This window comes from Streptomyces sp. NPDC001617 (assembly GCF_053596855.1).
Window position 1 is genome coordinate 1 of sequence record NZ_JBSFHA010000017.1, and the last position, 19,996, is coordinate 19,996.

Below are 19,996 nucleotides of genomic sequence, written 5' to 3' on the forward strand. Positions count from 1 at the left end.
CAGCCCGCCCCCTTGCGCATACCGCATGAAGACGTCGTACCGCAGGGATCACGACCCGTCACCACAGCCCGGACATCCCCGATTCAACCTGAGTAGAAGCCGGGAACCTGGAAGAGGCCGAAGATCTCGCTCGGCATGCCGCCCAGACGTCCTTGGACAACCGTGAGAACACTGCGAGGGGGACCCGACTCCCTGTAACCTTTTCGCGCGAGTGATAGCCAGGGGGGGGCCGATGCCAGCATCACCACTCGGCAGCGTTGCGGATTTGCTGCTTGCAGAGATTACTGACAACAACTCACCCGCGGCCACCCTGAGACTTCTCCAGGAGAACAGTGAGCGGCGGCTCGCCAAAGCCACCGTGACAGTCCTGCGCGATATTCTCGATCACATAACAAATTACGAATTTGATCACCCCGGGGAGAGCTTTACAGACGCATGCAAGGCGGCGCGTAGGCGCGTCCGCTCACACCCGGCAGGGAACAACGCTCCTGTGGTGGGTTTCATATCATTGATCTGTTTAAATGTGGTGCTCCTTGAGCGTCGCTTCAGATCGCCGGACATGGCAGAGCAACGAAGGGCCGACGGCTACTGTCGCTGGCTATTCCGCGCTGCGGGAGTCGGGCGGGCAATCGGATTGGTGTATGGCCCTGTCGGTAGCCGAACGGTTACCGCCGAAGAGGGGAGATACTGGTCACAGATTGACTTCTCTAGTCTTCGATACCACAAGGCTGGCACCACTTCTTTTATTCTGCGTGGTTTCTCGACGGTAGCGGACAATGAAGCCGGCTCCTACAGCCCGCTGGCCCTCAAATGTGTTCTGTTCCCGTGGAATAAGTTGGCGGCCATAACCAGAGCCACCGACCAGTACGCCCAGACCTACGGCCGGACGGCCGTCTCCCCAAGAGTCGTTAAGCCGAAAGCGTCTTCGGGGCAGTGGGTTATCATGCCGTTTCAGGACGGGCAAACACTGAGTGAGGTGATCGCGGATTTTGAGGCATCGCGTCCCAAAATGGCCGATAGGATAGCGATGGCCGAAGGTGTAGCACGTAAAATATCAACGGCTCTGCACAAGCTGGCCCGCGACACTGCCGTGGATGCTTCTGACCCAACAAGCCAGCACCTCGACCTGTCCCCAAGCAACCTGATCATCGACAATACCGGGACGGTCAATTTCATTGACCTGGGCGTCAACCACCTATACAGCCGCCAAGTCGGCATATCAGAGCATGATGATGCCGTATATATCGCTCCCGAGATAAAGAACCAGCGAAACGCGTCCGCCACGGCAGACGCCTATTCTCTCGGCATTATCCTCATCCAGATCCTCGCCGGGGCCCCGCCGCGGGACGGAAGGGTTCCCGAGATGATCTGGACAGCCAGTCCCAACCTGGGACGCCTGCTGGAAGACTTCATCGAGGAAAGACCGGAGAATCGCTTTCTACTCCTGCCGCAGCCTGATGGATTCAAGTTCGACGAACTGCTCACGCATATCGAATCCTACTTCAAGGTCGCGCGCAAGGAACCAGTAGCCAGTGAGGGGAAGTACATTTATGTGCTGGCACGGCTGGGACCGGCTTCTCGAGAGGCTCGGACCCAGTTTTCCCAATGGTGGCTCCGCCGACGTAACGGGAGCCAGGGGACGGCGCGATATGAATCATACCTGCTGTTCTTCTCTGCCCTTTCCACGCTCGGATGGTGGTTCATTGTCTCCAAGACCGCATTGGTGACCGTTTCCGATTTCGTGACCGGGCAGGCAGACGGTCTCCCTGACGGCTTGGAGTTGTACGCGAAGGCCATCGCGCTGTCCCAGGGGCTGGTGGCGTCCAAGTTCTATCAGACGATTCTGGCGCGCCTGACTACTCGCGGAATACCGGGCCTGCGGGCTCGATTTGCGGAAGTCGTCATGCGTAGCATGTCCGTAGTAGCAGTTCCCACCACAGCCCTGTCCACATTCTCCCCCAGATTTTACTGGGTATGGCCATGGACGTGCGCGGCCGGTGCCGTAGCGGTAGCATTGAGCAACTGGGCCACTTGGTATACCGCGAATCGAGTTCTCGTCGAAGCTGAATCTACGCTTTCCACCACGCCCGCCCATGATCGTCGTTTCGCGCGGGGCTACGAACAGTGGTGGTGGACTATGTTGCTCTACTCATTGATTATTACCATTATTGGCTGGGGTATCCAGATCCGAGTGCTGAAGGATCTACCGGCCTACGTATTCATACTCATAGCCATCACTGTCGGCGTGCACTACGGTTCCAAGTGTGCAGCCGCCGGCCCGGCAATTTGCGGAAGTATCGCCAGAGCCTTCTTTGCAGGGCAGCGGCTCGAGATCATCCGTCATCGCAGGGGAATGCCTTAGGGCTTGCCGGGTACTAAGTTGCGGCTTCGGGCTGCGGGACCACAGGATCGCGATCGAACACCGCGTGGGGCAGATCCTCCCGACGGAGATGTACCACTCCGGCCGTCCGGCAACGGTCAACGGGAGTTCGGCGGCTGGATCTGGCGTCACGACCTGGTGCCGCCCGGTCCGTCCGAGACCGAGGGCATGATCAGCCACGACGGGTCCGCGGTGCCGCGGTTCATCCGCGAGCACGGCATCCGGTTCCCGCCGTTCGGCCCCGAGCATCGCACCCATGCACCGCATCACCTCGCCGAGCTCGCCGCACCGACGTCCCTGGCCTGAACGCCGGGCGGCCGTGGTGAGAGACACCCCTTCCGTGCCGAAGCGCCGACTGTCCCGTCGTAGCGTCAGACGCGGGAGCCCGTCATGCGGATCGCGGCGATGTCGAACTGGAGGCGGACCTTCTCGCTGACCATGGCGCCGCCCTCGGCCAGCTTCTGGTTGTAGGACAGGCCCCATTCGAGGCGGTTGATGGTGGTCGTGCCGTCGAAGCCGACCCGCTCGTCGCCGAACGCGTCGGTGACATGGCCGATGTAGGTCAGCTCCAGGTCGACCGGGCGGGTGACGTTCTTGATGGTCAGGTCGCCGGTCATGCGGTAGACGTCGCTGTCCACGAGACGCACCTTCGTACTGACGAAACGCATCTGCGGATAGTTGCGGGCGTCCAGGAAGTCACGGCCGACCAGATGGGCGTCGCGCTGTTCCACGCCGGTGTCGACGGACCCCGTGGACAGCACGATCTCGGCGCGCGAGCGGGACGGGTCGCGGCCGTCGAAGTAGAGCCGGCTGTCGTACTCCAGGAAGGACCCGCGCACGGTGGTCACCAGGGCGTGGCGGACCGAGAAGCCGATACGGCTGTGCGCCGGGTCGATGATCCATTCCCCGGTGAGTGAGGACAGCGCGGGATCGAGCACGCCGGTCGGCGCGAACTGCTTTTGTCCCGGCCGGTGTTGGGGCTGGGAAGGAGTGGGGGCGATGGGGGCGGTGGGGGGAGCCGGGCGGCGCAGCGTCGACGCAGCACGGGTGAACAGGTTCATGATTCACGTACTTACGTCATGACAAGAACGACCGCAAGACTCCTTCGACACCCGCGCACACGGTCGTCACGAATTGCCCCAGGTACCGGCCTCCGACGGGCACCGGATGGACATCTCGTGGTCAGATGTAGCCTTCCCGCAGGGCATGGGCCACGGCGTGGGCGCGGTTGCGCAGGCGCATGCGTGTGGTCAGGCCGTGCATGACGTTCTTGACCGTGCGTTCGGAGTAGGACAGCTTGGCGGCGATCTCTGAGGTGTCGAACCCCTCGGCGACCAGCCGCAGCACGTCCACCTCACGCTGTGTCAGACCCGGGGCGTGGCCCGCACCGGTGCCGCCGGCCGCGGTGCGGTGCAGCGTGCCGACCTGGTTGATCAGCCTGCCCAGCAGATCGGCGGGCAGGTCGCCGTCGCCGCGGGCGGCCGCGCGGACGGCCTGTAGCAGACGGGGTGCGGTGGCCTCGTGCCGCCATACGACGGCGCCCACCCCGCACCCGATCACGTCGAGGAGCTCGGACTCCCGTAGCGACCGCACCACGAGCACCGCCCGCACGCCCTCGGTCCGCGCCAGTCGGCGCAGCCGGGTCAGCGCGGTCTCGTCCAGTACGTCGTCGACGAGCAGCACGACGATCCCGGGGGCCGGGTCGCCCTCCTCCCTGAGGTCGACCTCCGGGTACCGGCGCAACTGGCCGCGCACCCCTTCCCGCAGGATCGGGTCCGGGGCGTGCACCGCCACCGGTATGCGGCCGCCGGTCCCGTCCGGACCGGGGCGCGTGGTCCGTGAAGTGCTGAGCAAAGGCATTCCTCGATGTCCTTGTGCGCGCCGCCGTTGTGGGGTCGAGGGCGGGCGCGGTTTCCTCACCCTGCGGGGGAGGGCGGGGCAGGGGCAACCGTGGAACACCACGAGCAGGACCACGAGATCGGGGGTGGCGGAGAACCACGAAGGGGGGCGTTCTCGATGAGGGATACGGGGGCGTGGGTGCGGAAGGCACCGGACCGAGAACGCCGAGAATGTGGGGGCTCAGGGTGGTGAGCGCGCAGGGCGCGGGGCCGAGAAGGGGCGGGGCCTGATGGGCGGAGCGTGGGGTGGACCGTCGCGTGCGCACCGGGAGGCCGTCGGGCTGCTGGCGGCCGGGGTCGCGCGGGCCCGGGGCGGTACGGGTGGGCTGGTGCTGCTGCGGGGGGCCACCGGGACCGGGCGGACCACGGTGCTGGAGGCCGCCGCCGAGGACGCCGTCGCACACGGCATGCGGGTCCTGCGTGCCCGGTGCGCTCCCGGGGACCTCGCCGTCCCCTTCGCGGCGGCCCGCCAACTTCTGGGGCCCATACCGGAGTTCGAGGTGCCGTGCGGTGAGCGCGAGCGGACCGACCTGCTGTGGCGGGCGTTCTGCTCCGACGCCGACCGGGCGCCGCTGCTGATCGCCGTGGACGACGTCCATCTCGCCGACGGGCCCTCGTACCGCTGGCTGGTGGAGTTCGCCCGGCATGTCGACCGTTCACCGCGGCCGGTGCTGCTCGCCGTCACGGAACGCAGCCAGTACGACGTCGACCCACCCGCCCCGGGCTTCGCCCACACCCTCTCGCGGGCCCTCGTACAGACGTACACCCTCCCGCCGTTGACCGCGGAGACGACGGCCGCACTGGTCCACGAGCGCTTCCCGTCGGCGCCCCGAGCATGGACCGACCACTGCGCACGGGCCACCGCGGGCAACCCACTGCTGCTGCGGGCGCTGCTGGAGGATCTGGGGGCGCCGGAGCAGTCCGAGGAGCCGGAGGACCTGGGGGACTTCGGGGGGCCCGGCGAGTCGGAGGGCCTGGGGGACCCGCGGGGGACGGGGGAGTCGGACGACCCGGGGCCTGCGGACGGCGCCCCGGCCACCCGCCGTACCCACCCCACCCTCCCGGACACCTGCGCCGCCCTGTACCCCGGCGCCTACCTCGCCGCCGTCTCCTGGTGGCTCGACAGTGCGGGGCCCGGTACCGCCGAGGTCGCTCGGGTGCTTGCCGTGTTGGATGAGGGGTGGGACGGGCCGGCGGGCGGCGGCTCCGGCTGTCCGGTCGACGGACTGGCCGCGCTGCTGGCCGAGTTGGCAGGGGCCGATCCCGCGCGGGTCGCGGGGTGGCTCACCGCGATGACCGGACTGGGGGTGCTGCGGCTGGACCCGGACGGGCGGCCACGCTACGCCCACCCCCTCCTCCGGGACGCCGTGCTCACCGGCGTCCCCGCCGCCCGGCGCCGCGCCGCGCACCGTCAGGCCGCCGAGGCGATGGTCGAGCGCGGCGCCCCGACGGAGACGGTGGCCCGGCAACTCCTGCTGTCCGAAACGGTGGGCGCCGAGTGGGCGTCCGGCGTGCTTCAGGACGCCGCCTCCCTCGCCGTACGCGACGACCGTCCCGGCGACGCCGTCGCCTACCTGCGCCGGGCCCTGGACGAACCGTCGAGCGACGCGCGCCGACTGCGGCTGCTGACCGAACTCGGTTCCCTGGAGTACGCCGTCGAGGAGGCGCTGGCCGGGACCCTGCGGCTCGCCGAGGCGTTGCGACAGCCCGGCGCGGCGCACGACCGGGTGCGCGCGGCGGTGGCCCTGGGCACCGCGCTGGCCGGACTCGGCAAGGCGCGCGTGGCGGTCGACGTGCTGCGCGGGGTGGACGGCCATCTCACCGACCGCCCCGACCTGGTCCGCGCTCTCCAGACCGCCTCCGCTCTCCTGTCCGAACAGGACCAGGCGGTACGACAGGAGGTCTACCGCCGGCTGTCCGACACCGCCGAGCACTCGCCCGACCTGGTCGGCGCGGCCGGGCAGGCGCTGCTGGTCCGCCATGCCGCCGCGGCCGGCCTCGTCTCCGCCGAGGACGCGATGAAGCGCGTACGCGGCCTGCTGGCCGAGCCCGCCGACCCGCTGACCGAGCCCTTCCTGCTGGGCACGGCCGCGGTCGTCGCGCAGTGGGCCGACGAACTCGACGAGGCGGAACGGCTCGTGGAACGCGGCCTGGCCGGCCAACGCCCCGACCTGCTGCACCCCATGCACCACGCCCTGCTGATGACGAGGGCCGACATCGCCGCCGCCCGCGGCGACCACGCGTTCCTGCTCGCCGACCCGCGCACCCGCGCCCTCCTCGGGCCGGTGGCGACCGACCGCCACTCCCTCGCGTCCGCACCCGGCGACCTGGACGCCCCCGGCGATCACGCCCGCCGCGGACCGACGGAGCCCGGCCACCCCACCGCCGCGGCGCCCGGCCCCTCCAACCTCCACGCCCACACCCTCCTCGCCCTCGTCGAGACCGGCCGGCTCCCCGAGGCCGCCCGTCTCGCGGCCACCGTTGATCTCCAACACGCCTTGGACAACTGGGAGTTGAACCGCTTCCTGTATGCACGAGGCGTCTTCCGGGCCGCTGCCGGCGACCCGGCGGGCGCGCTGCACGACTTCCTGGAGTGCGGGCGCCGGCAGTCCGCCCGGGAGGTCGTCAGCCCGGTCGTCACCCCGTGGCGCACGGCCGCCGCCGAGTGCCGTATCGCCCTCGGCCGCCCCCGCGAGGCCCTCGTGCTCGCCGAGGAGGAGCTGCGCCTGGCCCGCGTCTGGGACACGCCGCGCACGACGGGCCGAGCGCTGCGTGTCCTCGCCGTGGCGACGGGCGGCCACCGAGGTGCGGAGCTCGCCGAGGAGGCCGTACGACTGCTGCGGTCGGCCCCGGCCGGTACGGAACTGGCGGCCGCGCTGATCGCACAGGGCCGGCTGCTGACCGCCGCCGGGGAGCGCGCGCGTGCCCGCGCGTGTCTGCGCGAGGCGGCGTCGCACGCCGAACGCCTGGGCGCCGTACGGCTGTTGTCGCTCGCGGAACAGGCCCTGCGCGAGGGCGGCGCCCGCCGTACCGCCACCGCCCGCACCGGCTCCGGCTCCCTCACCGACAGCGAGCGGCGGATCGCCGAACTCGCCGCGGACGGCCGTACCAACACCGAGATCGCCGCCCTGCTGCACCTCGCCCGGCGCACGGTGGAGACCCATCTCACCAGCACCTACAAGAAGTTGGGGATACGGCGGCGGGCCGAGCTGCGCGAGGCGATGAGCGGGGACTGACCCCCGGCACGGACACCCCTCCCGCGACTTTGCCAGCTCTTTACAACCTGCCCTGCCTCCGCCTCGTCTCTCCGCTCGATCCATCACACAGCCCGCGGCCGATCGACCACCGGCCGGGCGGACCGAACGAAAGAGAGAGACTCATGCGCCGAACTGGCCTCAGTGCCCTGGCACTTGCGTGCACCGCCGTGCTGGCGGGCGCCGTGCCCGCGTTCGCCGACGGGGGTGCCTCCCAGGCCCCCTCGCCCGTCCCCTCGGCCGCGACGCCCAGTGAGCGGCCGAGCGCCAGCACCGAACCCAGCGCCGTCCCGTCCAAGGTGCCGAGCACCGAGCCGACCCGGGCGCCGTCCGGGGACCAGGTCTCCGTCGTGCCGAGCGGTGCGCCCAACACCGGTGTGACGGAGCCGTCTTCGGGCTCCGGGGGCACGTGGATCGGCGGGGGTGCCGCCGCGGCCGTCGTCGTGGGCGGCGGCGCCGTCCTCCTCGTGCGCCGCCGGCGGGCGACCGGGGCATGAGGTCCCTCTCCGGGCGCGCCTTCGCCGCCGTGGCGCTCGCCGCGCTGCTCGTGGGCTGCGGCGGAGGCCAGGGGAGTACGGCCGCGGGACATCGGGCCGGTGCGACCCCTTCGTCACCTCCCGCCTCCTCGCACGCGCCTGCCGCCAGGTCGGTGTCCGCGGTGGGGCGATCGACCCCGGTCGGGCTCCGCATACCGGCCATCGGGGTCGACACCCCGGTGATGCGGCTGGGCCTGGCCGGCGACGGCACGGTGCAGGTGCCGCCGGTCCAGGCGCACGACCGCGCGGGCTGGTACCGCCACTCGCCGACGCCGGGCCAGACCGGTCCGTCGGTGATCCTGGGCCATGTCACGGTCGGCGCCTACGGGGACGGAGTCTTCCGGCGCCTGGGGGAACTGCGCCGGGGCGAGAAGGTCGAGGTGCGCCTGGAGAACGGCACCGATGCGGAGTTCGCCGTCACTGACGTACGGACCGTCGCCAAGGCCCACTTCCCGACGAAGGAGGTCTACGGCAACGTGAACCGGCCCGAGCTGCGGCTGATCACCTGCGGCGGAGCCCGCACCGGAGAGGGTTACCGGGACAACGTGATCGTCTTCGCGAGGCTGACCTCGGCGAGTCCTTGAGCGACGACTTCCCGAACCAGCCGAATCCCGGGCCGGCGGAACCGCGAGCCGCCGGTCCGGGCTCTTCCCCCACGCACCCCCCACGACCATGGAGAACGTTGAAACGCTCCCGCGAGAAGGCCGCGTCCGAGCTGTTCGCCGCCCTCTATCCGCGCCTCGCCGGCTGGTGCCGCCGGCTGGTCGACGACGACGAGACGGCCCATGAGATCGCCTCGGAGGCGTTCACCCGGCTGTGGGCCCGCTGGACCGCCGTCGCGGAACCGCGCGGCTTCCTCTACGTCACCGCGGCCAACCTCGTCCGCGACCACTGGCGCAAGCTGGAGCGCGAGCGGCGGGCGGTGCGCCGGGCGACGACGGAGGCGGCGGTGGCGCCCCACCCCGAGCAGGCGGACCCTTCGGTACGCCTCCTCGTCCAGTCCCTGCCCGAACGCCTGCGCGTCCCGATCCTTCTCCACTACTACGCTGACATGCCGATCCGGGAGGTGGCCGTGCTGACCGGACGCAAGGAAGGGACCGTCAAGGCCGACCTCCACGCGGCCCGCGAACTGCTCCGCGCCCACCTGAGGAGAAGCGTTGATCACACACTCTGACGAGGGCCCGGACCACGACCCCGAGGACCCCCTCACGGTCCTCCTCCGCCCCTCCGCCGACTACCTCGGCGCACCGCCCGGCCGCTACGAGGCGATCCGCCGCGGCGCCACCCGCCGCCGCCTCCTGAAGGCAGCGGCCGGCGCGGCCCTGACCTGCGGTATCGCGGCCCTGGCCATCCTCCCGCTACGCCTCTCGGCCACGGACACCCCCGGCACTCCGGCCGTCCCCATGGCCCCACCCCCGGCGAGCACCCCGTCAACACTCCCGTCCGAGCCACCCACGCCCCGCCCATCGGACCCGGTCCCCACGCCGGACGCCCGAACCACCGAACGGTCCGGCGCCCCGACCAAGGCCCCCAGCTCCGCCCCGCGGACGACCTCGCCCCTCCCCGAGACCCGCGCCCCGAGCCAGGCCCCGACGGCCTCCGCCTCGGTCACCCCGTCAGCTCTCCGGAACACCGCCGAGCCGACACCCGCAACGGGCACCGGACGCTAGGCAGCTCCGCTGCCGGTGCGGCGATGTGTGGTCGGTCGTCCGCGGCGCCGTCGTGGCTGGTCGCTACGCGGCGGAGCCGCACATGGGCCGATACCCGTTTTGAACGTGTTCAATTACGGGCGTAGGCTGACCCCCATGAGCGACAGAGCCGCCCTGCTGAAGGGCATCCGCGCCTGGCTGGTCCTCTTCGTCGTCTGTCTGGTGCTCAGCGGCGCCACGGCCTTCCCGCTGGTGCACGAACTGCGCTGGACCGAGGACCTGCTGGGTCACCTGCCGGCCCCGGACGCCCTGACGGACTGGATCGTGCGTGTCCGCCGCGGCCTCGACACCGCCGACACCGACTACCCCTTCCTCCTCTATGGCACGGACTGGCTCGCCTTCGCCCACCTCGTCATCGCGGTCGCCTTCTACGGCCCCTACCGCGACCCGGTCCGCAACATCTGGGTCGTCGAGTTCGCGATGATCGCCTGCGCCGGGATCATCCCGCTCGCGCTGATCTGCGGGCCGATCCGGGGCATTCCCTTCTGGTGGTCGGTGATCGACATGTCGTTCGGGGTGTTCGGGGTGATCCCGCTGTACGTCGTCCGGAAGAAGATCAAGCGGCTGGAGACCCTCACCACCCCGAACCCCGCCCCGGCACTCGCCGGTTGAGACCGGCGGCCGCTACGTGAGCGCGGAGAGCACGATCCGCTCGGCGACCTTGTTCATCGACGTGCCCTTGGCGTCGGTGGAGGTGACCGAGTAGACGAGGGTCCGCCGAAGGTCGCGGCTCCCGCCGACCGCCGTGCTGTAGCCGGGCCGGGCACCCGACTTGAACCAGTAGACGCGGCCATCGACCTCGAACCGCTGGAACCCGGCGCTGTACGTGGCCCCCTCGATGCCCGCCGGCACGGTGAACATCTCCTCCAGCTCCGGCCCGGGCGGCACGATCCGCCCCCCGAACAGCGCCGTCACCAGCCGCTCCAGATCGGCGGTCGTCGAGATCATGTCCCCGGCCGCCCAGCGGTCCGCCACGTTCCACTCGGTCACGTCGACGAGCCTCGTTGCCCCGTCGGCCCGAGTCACCGCCTGGTAGCCGTGGTTGTGCGGGCCGCGGATGCGGGGATCGGCGCCGGGGAAGTACGTGTCCCGCATGCCGGCCGGGCGCAGTACCAGACGCGCTGCCTCCTCGGCGTACGACCGCCCCGTCACCTTCTCGATCAGCAACCCCAGGATCGTGTAGTTGATGTTGAGGTAGTCCTGCTTCTCGCCCGGGCAGAACTCGGGCCCCTTGGCCACCGCCGAAGCCACCACCTGCCGCGGGGTGAGCGTGTCGAAGCGGTGCGCGTACTGCTCCTCGAAGGAGTCCCCCCAGCCGTCCCCCGCCTGGATGCCGCTGGTGTGGTTCAGCAACTGCCGTACGGTGATCGGCTTGAAGGCGGGGGTGAGCAGGCCGGGGAGATAGTGCTGGATGGGCGTGCCCAGGTCGACCTTGCCCTGGGCCGCCAGCTTCAGTACGGCCGCCGCCGTCACGACCTTCGTCGTCGAACCGGCCCGGAAGCGGGCGTCAGGGTCCGCGGCCCGCCCGCTCGCCAGATCGTGCACACCTGAACTCCCGCGCCAGACGCCGTCGGTGCCGCCGACCCTGACCAGCGCGGCAGTCGCGTCCGCGGCCGGGAGCCCGGCGATCGCTGCGCGCAGGGCATCGGCGTCGGGCGCGGAGGTGGTCCGCGCCGATGCCGTGACGACGGGTGCGGCGAGTGCGGGTGCGACCAGGGGGCCGGCGGTAAGGGCGAGGACGAGGGAGGCGGCGAGGACGGTCGAGGCGCGGGCGCGCATGGCTGCTCCTGAGGTGGTCCGGCGGATTCGTGATCATCCTCGGGCCGGGCGCGCCTACTGGAATCACCGGCGAGGAGGGCACCTGCCCCTGACCGTTCCCCGACAGCGCCCCTACGGGATACGGGCTCACGCCCCTGAGAGAACCGGCGTCAAAAACTGTTATCGACCCCGGCTTCACCCCGTCTCCCCTCGCATCCCCCATTCCCCTCACACCCGGGAGCCCCCACATGCCCCGCTCACACCGGGACCCCACTGTGACCTCCGACATAGCCAACAGCCCTGCTCGGGGTGAGAAGGTGCGTCTGTGCGGCAAGTGAGGGCAAAGAGGGCGTCCGGGATGGACGGGCAGCAGTGGCGCGGCACCATCGCGGCCGCGCAGGCCGGTGACCGGCAGGCGCTGGACGACCTGGTCGCGGGCTGGCTCCCGCTGGTCTACAACGTCGTCGGGCGCGCTCTGAACGGCCACGCCGACGTCGACGACGTCGTCCAGGAGACGATGCTGCGCGCCGTCGACAACCTCGGCTCGCTGCGCGACCCGGACAGCTTCCGGTCCTGGCTGATCGCGATCGCGATGCGCCAGATACGGGACCGGGCGCGCCGCAGGACCCCGCAGCAACTGGACGAGAGCGCCGCCCGCGAGGCCACCGACTTCGCCGAACTCACGGTGCTGCGGCTCCAGTTGGAGGGCCAGCGGCGCGAGGTCGCGGAGGCCGTGCGCTGGCTGGACGACGAGGACCGGCAGCTGCTGTCGCTGTGGTGGCTGGAGGTCGCGGGCGAGCTGACCAGGCGCGAGCTGGCGGCGGCCGTCGGCGTCAGCAGACAGCACGCCGCCGTCCGCGTCCAGCGTATGAAGGAACGCCTGGAGACCTCGCGCGGCATCGTGCGCGCCCTCGACGGCGCCTGCCCGGACCTGCGCGAGCTGACCGCCCGCTGGGACGGCGGCCCCGACTCGGTCTGGCGCAAGCGGCTGGCCCGGCACATCAGGGGCTGCGTCTACTGCGGCGACACCCGCGAGTCCGTCGTACCGGCCGAACGCCTGCTCGTCGGTATCGCCCTCGTCCCGCTCCCCGTCGGCTTCACCCTCTCCCTGGCCTTCGGGGGCAAGACGGCGGTGGCCGCGACGTCCGTCGGTTGGTCCACCAAGCTCCTGGGCGTCCTGGCCAAACCGGCGGTGGCGGTGACGGCGGGGGCGACGGTCGTGGCGGGCGGCGCGTACGTCGTCACGCAGACCCCCGGCACCCCACCACCGCACGCGGCCGTGACCCCGACAGCGGCGAGCACCCACCGAGCACCGCCGCCCAGGCCGTCCGCCTCCCCGTCGTCCTTCCCGTCCCCTTCCGCCACGAAGGAGAAGAAGGAGCTTTACGGCAGTGTGGTCGACGCCGTCGACACCGCACCGGATCCGAACACCCCGCCCGCCGCCCTCCCGCACCGCCCCGCGTCCGGCATCACCAGCACCGGTGGCGCGCACGCCACGATGAACCACCGCGGCGACAGTGTGACCCTCACCGGCCAGGGCTATGTGCTCGTTCGCTGGCAGATCTCCCCGCAGTACCGCTCCGGCAGCCTGGTCCCACCGTCCTGGACCGGCCTGAAGGGCAAGCTCTTCCACGTCGCCTCGGGCGGCGGCCGCCGCATGGACGACCCCGTCAGCACCACCGACACCACGGCGACCGGCATGGGCAGCACGACGACCGGCTACGACGTCCTGCCCTCCGGCACCCAACAGATGTGGCAGAACGAGTACTTCTACCTCGACGGCGGCGTCACCCTCACCGTCAACGAACGCGGCGCCGACTACGGCCTCAGCGTCTTTCCCACCACCTGGGACGCCGTCGAGAAGGACATCACCACCGGCCCCGCCGACGGCGCCAAGCGCTACGGCCTGGTCCGCGACACCGGCAAGGACGACACCCCGGTCCCGCAGTACGCCACCCGCACGACCCCGACCGACCCGGCGACGGTGGCTCAGCACTCGCGCCTGTAGCGGTCCTGTCCGGCCGCAACGTCGGTCCGAGGACGGTGAGTTCGTAGTGGACCCGGGGCCGTGAGCCGGTTCGGGCGTGCGGGGCTGTGGGTGGGAGAGGGAGCGGACGCGCAGGCGATCGCGCCCCGCTTGGAGTCCGCCGGTCCCGCGGCTAGCCGCTCTTGCGTATGTCGCAGAGGGTGTCGATGCGGTTGGTGGTGATCGCGTCGACGCCCAGGTCGATCAGGCGACGCATGGAGCGGCGGGTGTCGGGTGTCCAGGCGGAGAGGAGGTAGCCGTCGTGGTGGACCTGGGCCGCGAGGTCGTGGTCGACCAGGGAGAAGCGGTAGTTGAGCCAGCGGGGGCGTACCGCGTCCAGGAGGGCGGGGCGCGCGGGGGCCAGCGTGGTGCGGGTCAGCGCGATCTCCGCCGACGGGTCGGCCGCCCGCACGGCGAGCATCTCCTCGGCGCCCGCGCAGTAGTACACCCGGTCCTGCGCCCCGGCCGCGCGCACGGCGTCCACGACCCGCCCGGCCTCCCGCGCGGTCCGGGCGCCGGGCAGGTCGATCATCAGCCGGCTGCCGTGGGTCGCCGCCAGGGCCTCGACGAGGGTCGGCACCCCGCCGTCGGTGAGGCCGCGCACCTCCGCCGCCGACAGGGACCTCAGCGGCCGGTCGTGCCCCCACAGCCGCTTCAGCGTCTCGTCGTGCAGCAGCACGGGGACGCCGTCCTTCGTCAGTCGTACGTCGATCTCGACGGCGTCCGCGCCCAGGTCGAGCGCGGAGCGCAGCGAGCCGATCGTGTTCTCACGGACACGGTAGGGGTCGCCGCGATGGGCCACGGCGGTCACGTTCTGCATGGGCCCATTGTGGTGGGCCCGGGCGACGGTGGGGTGACTCAGGGGGCCAGCCACGTCGAGGTGTAGGTGTCGATCTCCTCGCGGATGCGGGCCTTGCCGGGCTCGTCGAGGAAGGACGCGTCCACCGCGTTCCCGGCGAGGGCGGCCAGGCCCCGTTCGTCGAGGTCGAGGAGACGGGCGGCGACCGCGTACTCGTTGTTGAGGTCGGTGCCGAACATCGGCGGGTCGTCGGAGTTGATCGTCACGAGGACGCCGGCCTTCACGAACTCCTTGATCGGGTGCTCGTCGAGGGTGCGGACCGCGCGGGTGGCGATGTTGGAGGTAGGGCAGACCTCCAGCGGGATGCGGTGCTCCGCGAGGTGGGCCAGCAGCTTCGGGTCCCGGGCGGAACTGGTCCCGTGCCCGATGCGCTCGGCGCGGAGGTGGGTGAGCGCGTCCCAGACCGTCTCGGGGCCCGTCGTCTCGCCGGCGTGCGGCACGGAGTGCAGGCCCGCGGCGATCGCCCGGTCGAAGTACGGCTTGAACTGCGGCCGCGGCACGCCGATCTCGGGACCGCCGAGCCCGAACGAGACGAGCCCTTCGGGGCGCAGCCGGTCGTCGGTCGCGAGCCGGGCCGTCTCCTCGGCCGACACCAGCCCGGCCTCGCCCGGGATGTCGAAGCACCAGCGCAGGACCGTCCCGAACTCCGCCTCCGCCGCCTTGCGGGCGTCCTCGATCGCGTCCATGAAGGCGCGCTCGTCGATGCCGCGGCGCGTGGAGGAGAACGGGGTGATCGTCAGCTCGGCGTAGCGGACCTGCTGCCGGGCCAGGTCGCGGGCCACCTCGTACGTCAGCAGGCGTACGTCCTCCGGGGTGCGGATGAGGTCCACGACCGAGAGGTACACGTCGATGAAGTGGGCGAAGTCCGTGAAGGTGAAGTAGTCGACCAGGGCCTCGGGGTCGGTGGGGACCTTGGAGTCGGGGTGGCGGGCGGCGAGTTCCGAGACGATGCGGGGGGAGGCCGAGCCGACGTGGTGGACGTGGAGCTCGGCTTTCGGCAGGCCGGCGATGAAGGTGTGCAGGTCGGTCAAGGGTTCCTCCCCGGGAGTGAGTCCAGAGCATCGTAAGCAGATCGCCCAGGAGCTCGGGGTGCGGTGTGGGTTGACGGGTGCTCAGGGCGTTGGTGGTGAGGTCAGGCCTAGGCTTTACCATGGGCTGACGATCGACTTAGGGGGACGGGGACGTGGTGGATCAGGCACATCCGGGTGGGGGCGCGGCGGACCGGGATCCTTGGGCGCCGCCCGAGCACAAGACCTCGTTGGACAAGGGGCACCAGTCCTCCCCGCAGGATCAGCCGCCGAACGTGCACGACCAGGCGACCGTGACCTCCGTGCCGCCCGAGGGGTTCGCCCCACCCGGAGTCGGCGCGCCCGGCTACGGCTACCCCGCCCCGGGCACGCCCCAGACTCCCGGCTACGGCACCCCCGGCTACCCCCCGCCCGGCGCGACCCCCGCCCCGAACGGCTGGGCCGAGTCCGCCGTGCCGCCTCCGCCGATGGCGCCCGGCGGTCCGGGCCCGCAGGGCGCCGGGATGCCGCCCGGTGGGTACGGCTACCCCGCCTACCCACAGGGGTACGGCTGGCCGGGTATGCAGGCGCCCCCGCAGAACGGGCTGGGCACCTCGGCGATGATCCTGGGCATCCTGTCCTGCTGTCTCTTCTGCATCTACGGCATCGTCTCCCTCGTCCTCGGCGTCCTGGCCGTCGTCCTGGGTGTGAAGGGAAAGCGGAAGGCCGACCGCGGTGAGGCCACCAACCGCGGTCAGGCGCAGGCGGGCTTCATCACGGGCATCGTCGGGATCGTCCTCGGCATCGCCACGATCGCCCTGATCGTCATCGCGATCGTGGTCGCCTCGCACGAGGAGGACACCGTGGACAACGGCCCGTCCTACAACTCGGCTCCGAGCGTGTCGGCCCCGCTGGTGGTCGAGGGCTGAACGGCCGGTCCCGGCCGACTCACCCCTCCCGCAACCGCTCCCGCGCCTCCATCAACGCGAACCCCAGCAGATTCGGCCCCCGCCACCGCTCCGGGTCCCCCGCAGCCTCTTCGGTCGCCGCGAGGCCGATGCCCCACACCCGGTCGACCGGGCTCGCCTCCACCAGCACCCGGTCCCCGGTGTTCAGCAGGAACTCCCGCAGCTCCGGGTGCGCGGCGAACTTGTGGACACTGCCCTCGACGACTGTCCCGAAGCGCTCGCGCTCCCAGGTCGCGTCGTCGAAGCCCCGCACCAGCCGCCCCGCCTTCTTGGCCTGTGAGGGGTGTGCGGCGGCGAGGATCCGGTGTTCGGCCTCCGCGTCGGAGAAGAGCCGAGCCTTGCCGGCCATCATCCAGTGCTCGGCCGTCCGGTACGTCACCCCGCCCACCGTGAACGGCGACGGCCACCACTGACTCAGACAGCTCGCCCCGATCCGCCCGCTCGGCAGCGGGCGGTGCCCCCAGAAGTGCAGATACTTCGGCCGTGCACCCTTGCGGACCGCGCTGACCAGCGCCTCCCGCGTGTCGATCTTCCCCGTGCCCTCGCCCATGCATCAGAGTCTCGCAGCCACCACTGACACTCCGTCCTCCCTTTTCGAGGCTCACTCGACACCTGGTCGACAGATTCCGTCGCGTAACCGAAAGGCAACAACGGAATCACTTGTAGGAGTGCCTTTGCTCTGTCAGGATCGGCACTCAAATCGAGCTGGAGCTACGCCACCCGCCCCCCGGAACCGCGGGGCGACGGCGGAGGAGAGCGACATGCAGAACCCGGGCACCGCCACCCCGGAACGATTCCCGGCGCAGGACCGCTTCGCGGACGGCGCGCAGTACATCGCGGGCCGCCTCACCAAGGGCACCTCGGGCCGTACCCACGCGGTCGTCGACCCGTCGACCGGCGAGGAGGTGTACACGTACGAGCTCGCCGGTACGGATGACGTGGATGCCGCCGTCGCGGCGGCTCGCGAGGCCTTCCCGGGCTGGGCGGGCCTCACGCCCGGCGAACGGTCGGACGCACTGCACCGCTTCGCCGCCGTGCTCGCCGACCGTGCCGAGGACTTCGCCCGCGCCGAGTCCCTGCAGTGCGGCAAGCCCCTGAAGCTGACGCGCGAGTTCGACGTCCCGGGGACCATCGACAACACCGCCTTCTTCGCGGGCGCGGCCCGGCATCTGCAGGGGCAGTCGGCCGGCGAGTACTCCGGGGACCACACCTCGTACGTCCGCCGCGAGCCCATCGGTGTCGTCGGCTCCATCGCGCCCTGGAACTACCCCCTCCAGATGGCCGCCTGGAAGATCCTCCCGGCGATCGCCGCGGGCAACACCATCGTGCTCAAGCCCGCCGAGCTGACGCCCCTGACCTCGCTGCTGTTCGCGCAGGCCGCCACCGACGCGGGGATCCCCGACGGTGTCATCAACATCGTCACCGGCACCGGGAAGGAAGCCGGTGAGCACCTCGTCGGCCATCCCGACGTGGCCATGACCTCCTTCACCGGGTCGACGGCGGTGGGCAAGCGGGTCGCCGAGATCGCGACCGCCACCGTCAAGAGGCTTCACCTGGAGCTCGGCGGCAAGGCGCCCTTCGTGGTCTTCGACGACGCCGACCTGGAGGCCGCCGCCAACGGCGCGGTCGCGGGCGCCCTCATCAACACCGGGCAGGACTGCACGGCCGCCACGCGCGCGTACGTACAGCGGCCCCTCTACGACGCGTTCGTCGAGAAGACGGCCGCCCTCATGGAGACCGTCCGGCTCGGCGACCCCTTCGCCGCCGGCATCGACCTCGGCCCGCTGATCTCGCACGTCCAGCGCGACCGGGTCGCAGGTTTCGTCGAGCGGGCGCGTGCCTACGCGCGCGTGGTGACCGGCGGCGAAGCGCCGAAGGGGGAGCTCGAGAACGGCGCGTACTACCGGCCGACGCTGGTCGCGGGCGCCGCCCAGGACAGCGAGATCGTCCAGTCCGAGATCTTCGGCCCGGTTCTGGTGGTCCTGCCCTTCGACAGTGACGATGAGGGAATCGGGCTCGCCAACGACACCCCGTACGGTCTCGCCGCGTCCGCCTGGAGCCGGGACGTCTACCGGGCGAACCGGGCCACGCGCGAGATCAAGGCGGGCTGTGTGTGGGTCAACGACCACATCCCGATCATCAGCGAGATGCCGCACGGCGGGTACAAGGCGTCCGGCTTCGGCAAGGACATGTCGGCGTACTCGTTCGAGGAGTACACCCAGATCAAGCATGTCATGTTCGACAACACCGCGGTGCCGAGGAAGGACTGGCACCGCACCATCTTCGGGGACCGCTAGCGACCACCGGCCGCCGACCACGGTCGGCTCGACCCTCCCGAAAGGGCATCACGAGCATGGAGCAGTACGAGCCCGAGCGCCTGTCACCGGTCGTGGCGGCCGCGATGCGGCGCAGCCTCACGAGCGGCCGGGCGGCGATGACCCGCCGGTCCCTGTTGCGCGCCTCCGCCGGCGGCGCGCTCGCCGTCGGCGGCCTCACGACGCTGAGCGGCTGCGGCATCCCCGCGGCCGGCAAGACGCAGGGCGGCCAGTCCGCCGACGACCACTCGGCCAAGGAGAAGGAGATCAACTTCTCCAACTGGCCCGAGTACATCGACGTGGACGACAGCGAGAAGCACCACCCGACGCTGGACCAGTTCCGCAAGCGGACCGGCATCTCGGTCAAGTACACCGAGGACATCAACGACAACGACGAGTTCTTCGGCAAGATCCAGCCGCAGCTCGCCGCGGGGCAGGACACCGGCCGAGACCTCATCGTCCTCACCGACTGGCTGGCCGCGCGCATGATCCGCCTCGGCTACGTCCAGAAACTGGACGCGTCCAACCTGCCGCACGCCTTCGCCAACCTCTCGGACCAGTTCCGCAGCCCCGACTGGGACCCGGGCCGTGCCTACTCGTACGTGTGGCAGGGCATCTCGACCGTCGTCGCGTACAACAAGAAGGCGCTCGACGGCGTCGAGGTGAAGTCGGTCTCCGACCTGCTCGACAACCCCAAGCTCAAGGGCCGGGTCGGCTTCCTGACCGAGATGCGCGACACGGTCGGCATGACCATGCTCGACATGGGCAAGGACCCGGCGAAGTTCACCGCCGACGACTACGACGCCGTCATCGCCCGCCTCCAGAAGGCCGTCGACAAGGGCCAGATCCGTCGCTTCACCGGCAACGACTACACGTCCGACCTCACCAAGGGCGACTTCGCCGCGTGTGTCGCCTGGGGCGGCGACATCGTCCAGCTGCAGGCGGACAACCCGGACGTCGGCTACGTCATCCCCGAGAGCGGCTACATGACGTCGACCGACAACATGCTGATCCCCAACAAGGCCCGTCACAAGGCGAACGCCGAGCGGCTCATCGACTACTACTACGAGCTCGAGCCGGCCGCCGAACTCGCCGCCTACATCAACTACGTGAGCCCGGTCGCGGGAGTGGTGCCCTACCTTGCCAAGATCGACAAAGAGGCGGCGACCAACCCGTTGATCGTCCCCGACAAGGCCATGCAGGCCAGGTCCCATGCCTTCCGCTCGCTGAGCTCGAAGGAAGAGACGGCCTACCAGCAGAAGTTCGCGAAGCTCACAGGGGCGTGA

General features: G+C 70.6%; 18 protein-coding genes. 12 read left to right on the forward strand and 6 right to left on the reverse strand.

The window, feature by feature from the left end; translation table 11 throughout:
- Nucleotides 1–232: 232 nt before the first annotated feature.
- A complete protein-coding gene (locus ACWC09_RS15500; protein ID WP_450851043.1) occupies nucleotides 233–2,362 on the forward strand; it encodes a protein kinase domain-containing protein in 2,130 nt (709 codons plus the stop codon).
- A 186-nt stretch (nucleotides 2,363–2,548) separates the two neighbouring features.
- Complete coding sequence (locus ACWC09_RS15505; RefSeq protein WP_450851044.1) at nucleotides 2,549–2,686, forward strand: hypothetical protein; 138 nt, start codon at nucleotides 2,549–2,551, stop codon at nucleotides 2,684–2,686.
- Between the two features lie 65 nt (nucleotides 2,687–2,751).
- Here the strand turns inward: ACWC09_RS15505 and ACWC09_RS15510 are convergent, their stop codons facing one another.
- Together ACWC09_RS15510 and ACWC09_RS15515 are read right to left on the reverse strand one after the other, a co-directional pair.
- Nucleotides 2,752–3,441 (reverse strand): YceI family protein, encoded by a 690-nt coding sequence (locus ACWC09_RS15510; protein WP_450851045.1) that lies wholly within the window; start codon nucleotides 3,439–3,441, stop codon nucleotides 2,752–2,754.
- Nucleotides 3,442–3,562: 121 nt separating this feature from the next.
- Entirely contained in the window at nucleotides 3,563–4,240 is a 678-nt protein-coding gene (locus ACWC09_RS15515) for a helix-turn-helix transcriptional regulator (protein WP_450851046.1), read from the reverse strand.
- Between the two features lie 268 nt (nucleotides 4,241–4,508).
- Here ACWC09_RS15515 and ACWC09_RS15520 point away from each other — a divergent pair, with 268 nt between their 5' ends.
- The 6 genes from ACWC09_RS15520 to ACWC09_RS15545 all read left to right on the forward strand — a co-directional run bounded on the left by ACWC09_RS15520 (nucleotide 4,509) and on the right by ACWC09_RS15545 (nucleotide 10,389).
- Nucleotides 4,509–7,514: a LuxR C-terminal-related transcriptional regulator gene (locus ACWC09_RS15520; protein WP_450851047.1), complete on the forward strand. Its 3,006-nt coding sequence runs from the start codon at nucleotides 4,509–4,511 to the stop codon at nucleotides 7,512–7,514.
- Nucleotides 7,515–7,657: 143 nt separating this feature from the next.
- Nucleotides 7,658–8,029: a sortase-dependent protein gene (locus ACWC09_RS15525; protein ID WP_450851048.1), complete on the forward strand. Its 372-nt coding sequence runs from the start codon at nucleotides 7,658–7,660 to the stop codon at nucleotides 8,027–8,029.
- The gene (locus ACWC09_RS15530; protein ID WP_450851049.1) at nucleotides 8,026–8,652 is read left to right on the forward strand and encodes a class F sortase; all 627 of its coding nucleotides are present in this window, start codon (nucleotides 8,026–8,028) and stop codon (nucleotides 8,650–8,652) included. The genes ACWC09_RS15525 and ACWC09_RS15530 overlap by 4 nt, the downstream gene beginning before the upstream one ends.
- Nucleotides 8,653–8,750: 98 nt before the next feature.
- On the forward strand, nucleotides 8,751–9,242 hold the full coding sequence (locus ACWC09_RS15535) for an RNA polymerase sigma factor (protein WP_450851050.1): 492 nt from the start codon (nucleotides 8,751–8,753) through the stop codon (nucleotides 9,240–9,242).
- Nucleotides 9,226–9,738 carry a hypothetical protein gene (locus ACWC09_RS15540; protein ID WP_450851051.1) on the forward strand — a complete coding sequence of 171 codons (513 nt, stop codon included), beginning with the start codon at nucleotides 9,226–9,228 and terminating at the stop codon, nucleotides 9,736–9,738. Before ACWC09_RS15535 ends, ACWC09_RS15540 begins: the two co-directional genes overlap by 17 nt.
- Nucleotides 9,739–9,873: 135 nt before the next feature.
- A complete protein-coding gene (locus ACWC09_RS15545) occupies nucleotides 9,874–10,389 on the forward strand; it encodes a hypothetical protein (protein ID WP_450851052.1) in 516 nt (171 codons plus the stop codon).
- A gap of 12 nt (nucleotides 10,390–10,401) precedes the next feature.
- Here ACWC09_RS15545 and ACWC09_RS15550 read toward each other — a convergent pair whose 3' ends face one another.
- Nucleotides 10,402–11,556: a serine hydrolase domain-containing protein gene (locus tag ACWC09_RS15550; RefSeq protein ID WP_450851053.1), complete on the reverse strand. Its 1,155-nt coding sequence runs from the start codon at nucleotides 11,554–11,556 to the stop codon at nucleotides 10,402–10,404.
- Nucleotides 11,557–11,893: 337 nt separating this feature from the next.
- Between ACWC09_RS15550 and ACWC09_RS15555 the strand changes: the two genes are divergently transcribed.
- Nucleotides 11,894–13,543, forward strand: a complete 1,650-nt coding sequence (locus ACWC09_RS15555) for an RNA polymerase sigma factor (protein ID WP_450851054.1) — start codon at nucleotides 11,894–11,896, stop codon at nucleotides 13,541–13,543.
- Nucleotides 13,544–13,694: 151 nt separating this feature from the next.
- On the opposite strand, the gene ACWC09_RS15560 is transcribed toward ACWC09_RS15555, so the two are convergent.
- Together ACWC09_RS15560 and ACWC09_RS15565 are read right to left on the reverse strand one after the other, a co-directional pair.
- Nucleotides 13,695–14,381 carry a glycerophosphodiester phosphodiesterase gene (locus ACWC09_RS15560; protein ID WP_450851055.1) on the reverse strand — a complete coding sequence of 229 codons (687 nt, stop codon included), beginning with the start codon at nucleotides 14,379–14,381 and terminating at the stop codon, nucleotides 13,695–13,697.
- A 38-nt stretch (nucleotides 14,382–14,419) separates the two neighbouring features.
- A complete protein-coding gene (locus tag ACWC09_RS15565; RefSeq protein ID WP_450851155.1) occupies nucleotides 14,420–15,493 on the reverse strand; it encodes an adenosine deaminase in 1,074 nt (357 codons plus the stop codon).
- A gap of 110 nt (nucleotides 15,494–15,603) precedes the next feature.
- Here ACWC09_RS15565 and ACWC09_RS15570 point away from each other — a divergent pair, with 110 nt between their 5' ends.
- Nucleotides 15,604–16,356, forward strand: coding sequence for a DUF4190 domain-containing protein (locus ACWC09_RS15570; protein ID WP_450851056.1), 753 nt, complete (start codon nucleotides 15,604–15,606; stop codon nucleotides 16,354–16,356).
- A 19-nt stretch (nucleotides 16,357–16,375) separates the two neighbouring features.
- Here ACWC09_RS15570 and ACWC09_RS15575 read toward each other — a convergent pair whose 3' ends face one another.
- Nucleotides 16,376–16,945 carry an NADAR family protein gene (locus tag ACWC09_RS15575; protein ID WP_450851057.1) on the reverse strand — a complete coding sequence of 190 codons (570 nt, stop codon included), beginning with the start codon at nucleotides 16,943–16,945 and terminating at the stop codon, nucleotides 16,376–16,378.
- 211 nt (nucleotides 16,946–17,156) lie between these two features.
- Here ACWC09_RS15575 and ACWC09_RS15580 point away from each other — a divergent pair, with 211 nt between their 5' ends.
- Complete coding sequence (locus ACWC09_RS15580) at nucleotides 17,157–18,692, forward strand: gamma-aminobutyraldehyde dehydrogenase (protein ID WP_450851058.1); 1,536 nt, start codon at nucleotides 17,157–17,159, stop codon at nucleotides 18,690–18,692.
- Nucleotides 18,693–18,748: 56 nt separating this feature from the next.
- On the forward strand, nucleotides 18,749–19,996 hold the full coding sequence (locus ACWC09_RS15585) for an ABC transporter substrate-binding protein (protein ID WP_450851059.1): 1,248 nt from the start codon (nucleotides 18,749–18,751) through the stop codon (nucleotides 19,994–19,996).

Coding starts and splice junctions, on each gene's coding strand:
- ACWC09_RS15530 (WP_450851049.1), top strand. CDS start 8,026: ATGAGGTCCCTCTCCGGGCGCGCCTTCGCCGCCGTGGCGCTCGCCGCG.
- ACWC09_RS15580 (WP_450851058.1), top strand. CDS start 17,157: ATGCAGAACCCGGGCACCGCCACCCCGGAACGATTCCCGGCGCAGGAC.
- ACWC09_RS15560 (WP_450851055.1), bottom strand. CDS start 14,381: ATGCAGAACGTGACCGCCGTGGCCCATCGCGGCGACCCCTACCGTGTC.
- ACWC09_RS15555 (WP_450851054.1), top strand. CDS start 11,894: ATGGACGGGCAGCAGTGGCGCGGCACCATCGCGGCCGCGCAGGCCGGT.
- ACWC09_RS15500 (WP_450851043.1), top strand. CDS start 233: ATGCCAGCATCACCACTCGGCAGCGTTGCGGATTTGCTGCTTGCAGAG.
- ACWC09_RS15520 (WP_450851047.1), top strand. CDS start 4,509: ATGGGCGGAGCGTGGGGTGGACCGTCGCGTGCGCACCGGGAGGCCGTC.
- ACWC09_RS15525 (WP_450851048.1), top strand. CDS start 7,658: ATGCGCCGAACTGGCCTCAGTGCCCTGGCACTTGCGTGCACCGCCGTG.
- ACWC09_RS15515 (WP_450851046.1), bottom strand. CDS start 4,240: ATGCCTTTGCTCAGCACTTCACGGACCACGCGCCCCGGTCCGGACGGG.
- ACWC09_RS15510 (WP_450851045.1), bottom strand. CDS start 3,441: ATGAACCTGTTCACCCGTGCTGCGTCGACGCTGCGCCGCCCGGCTCCC.
- ACWC09_RS15575 (WP_450851057.1), bottom strand. CDS start 16,945: ATGGGCGAGGGCACGGGGAAGATCGACACGCGGGAGGCGCTGGTCAGC.
- ACWC09_RS15545 (WP_450851052.1), top strand. CDS start 9,874: ATGAGCGACAGAGCCGCCCTGCTGAAGGGCATCCGCGCCTGGCTGGTC.
- ACWC09_RS15550 (WP_450851053.1), bottom strand. CDS start 11,556: ATGCGCGCCCGCGCCTCGACCGTCCTCGCCGCCTCCCTCGTCCTCGCC.
- ACWC09_RS15585 (WP_450851059.1), top strand. CDS start 18,749: ATGGAGCAGTACGAGCCCGAGCGCCTGTCACCGGTCGTGGCGGCCGCG.
- ACWC09_RS15505 (WP_450851044.1), top strand. CDS start 2,549: ATGATCAGCCACGACGGGTCCGCGGTGCCGCGGTTCATCCGCGAGCAC.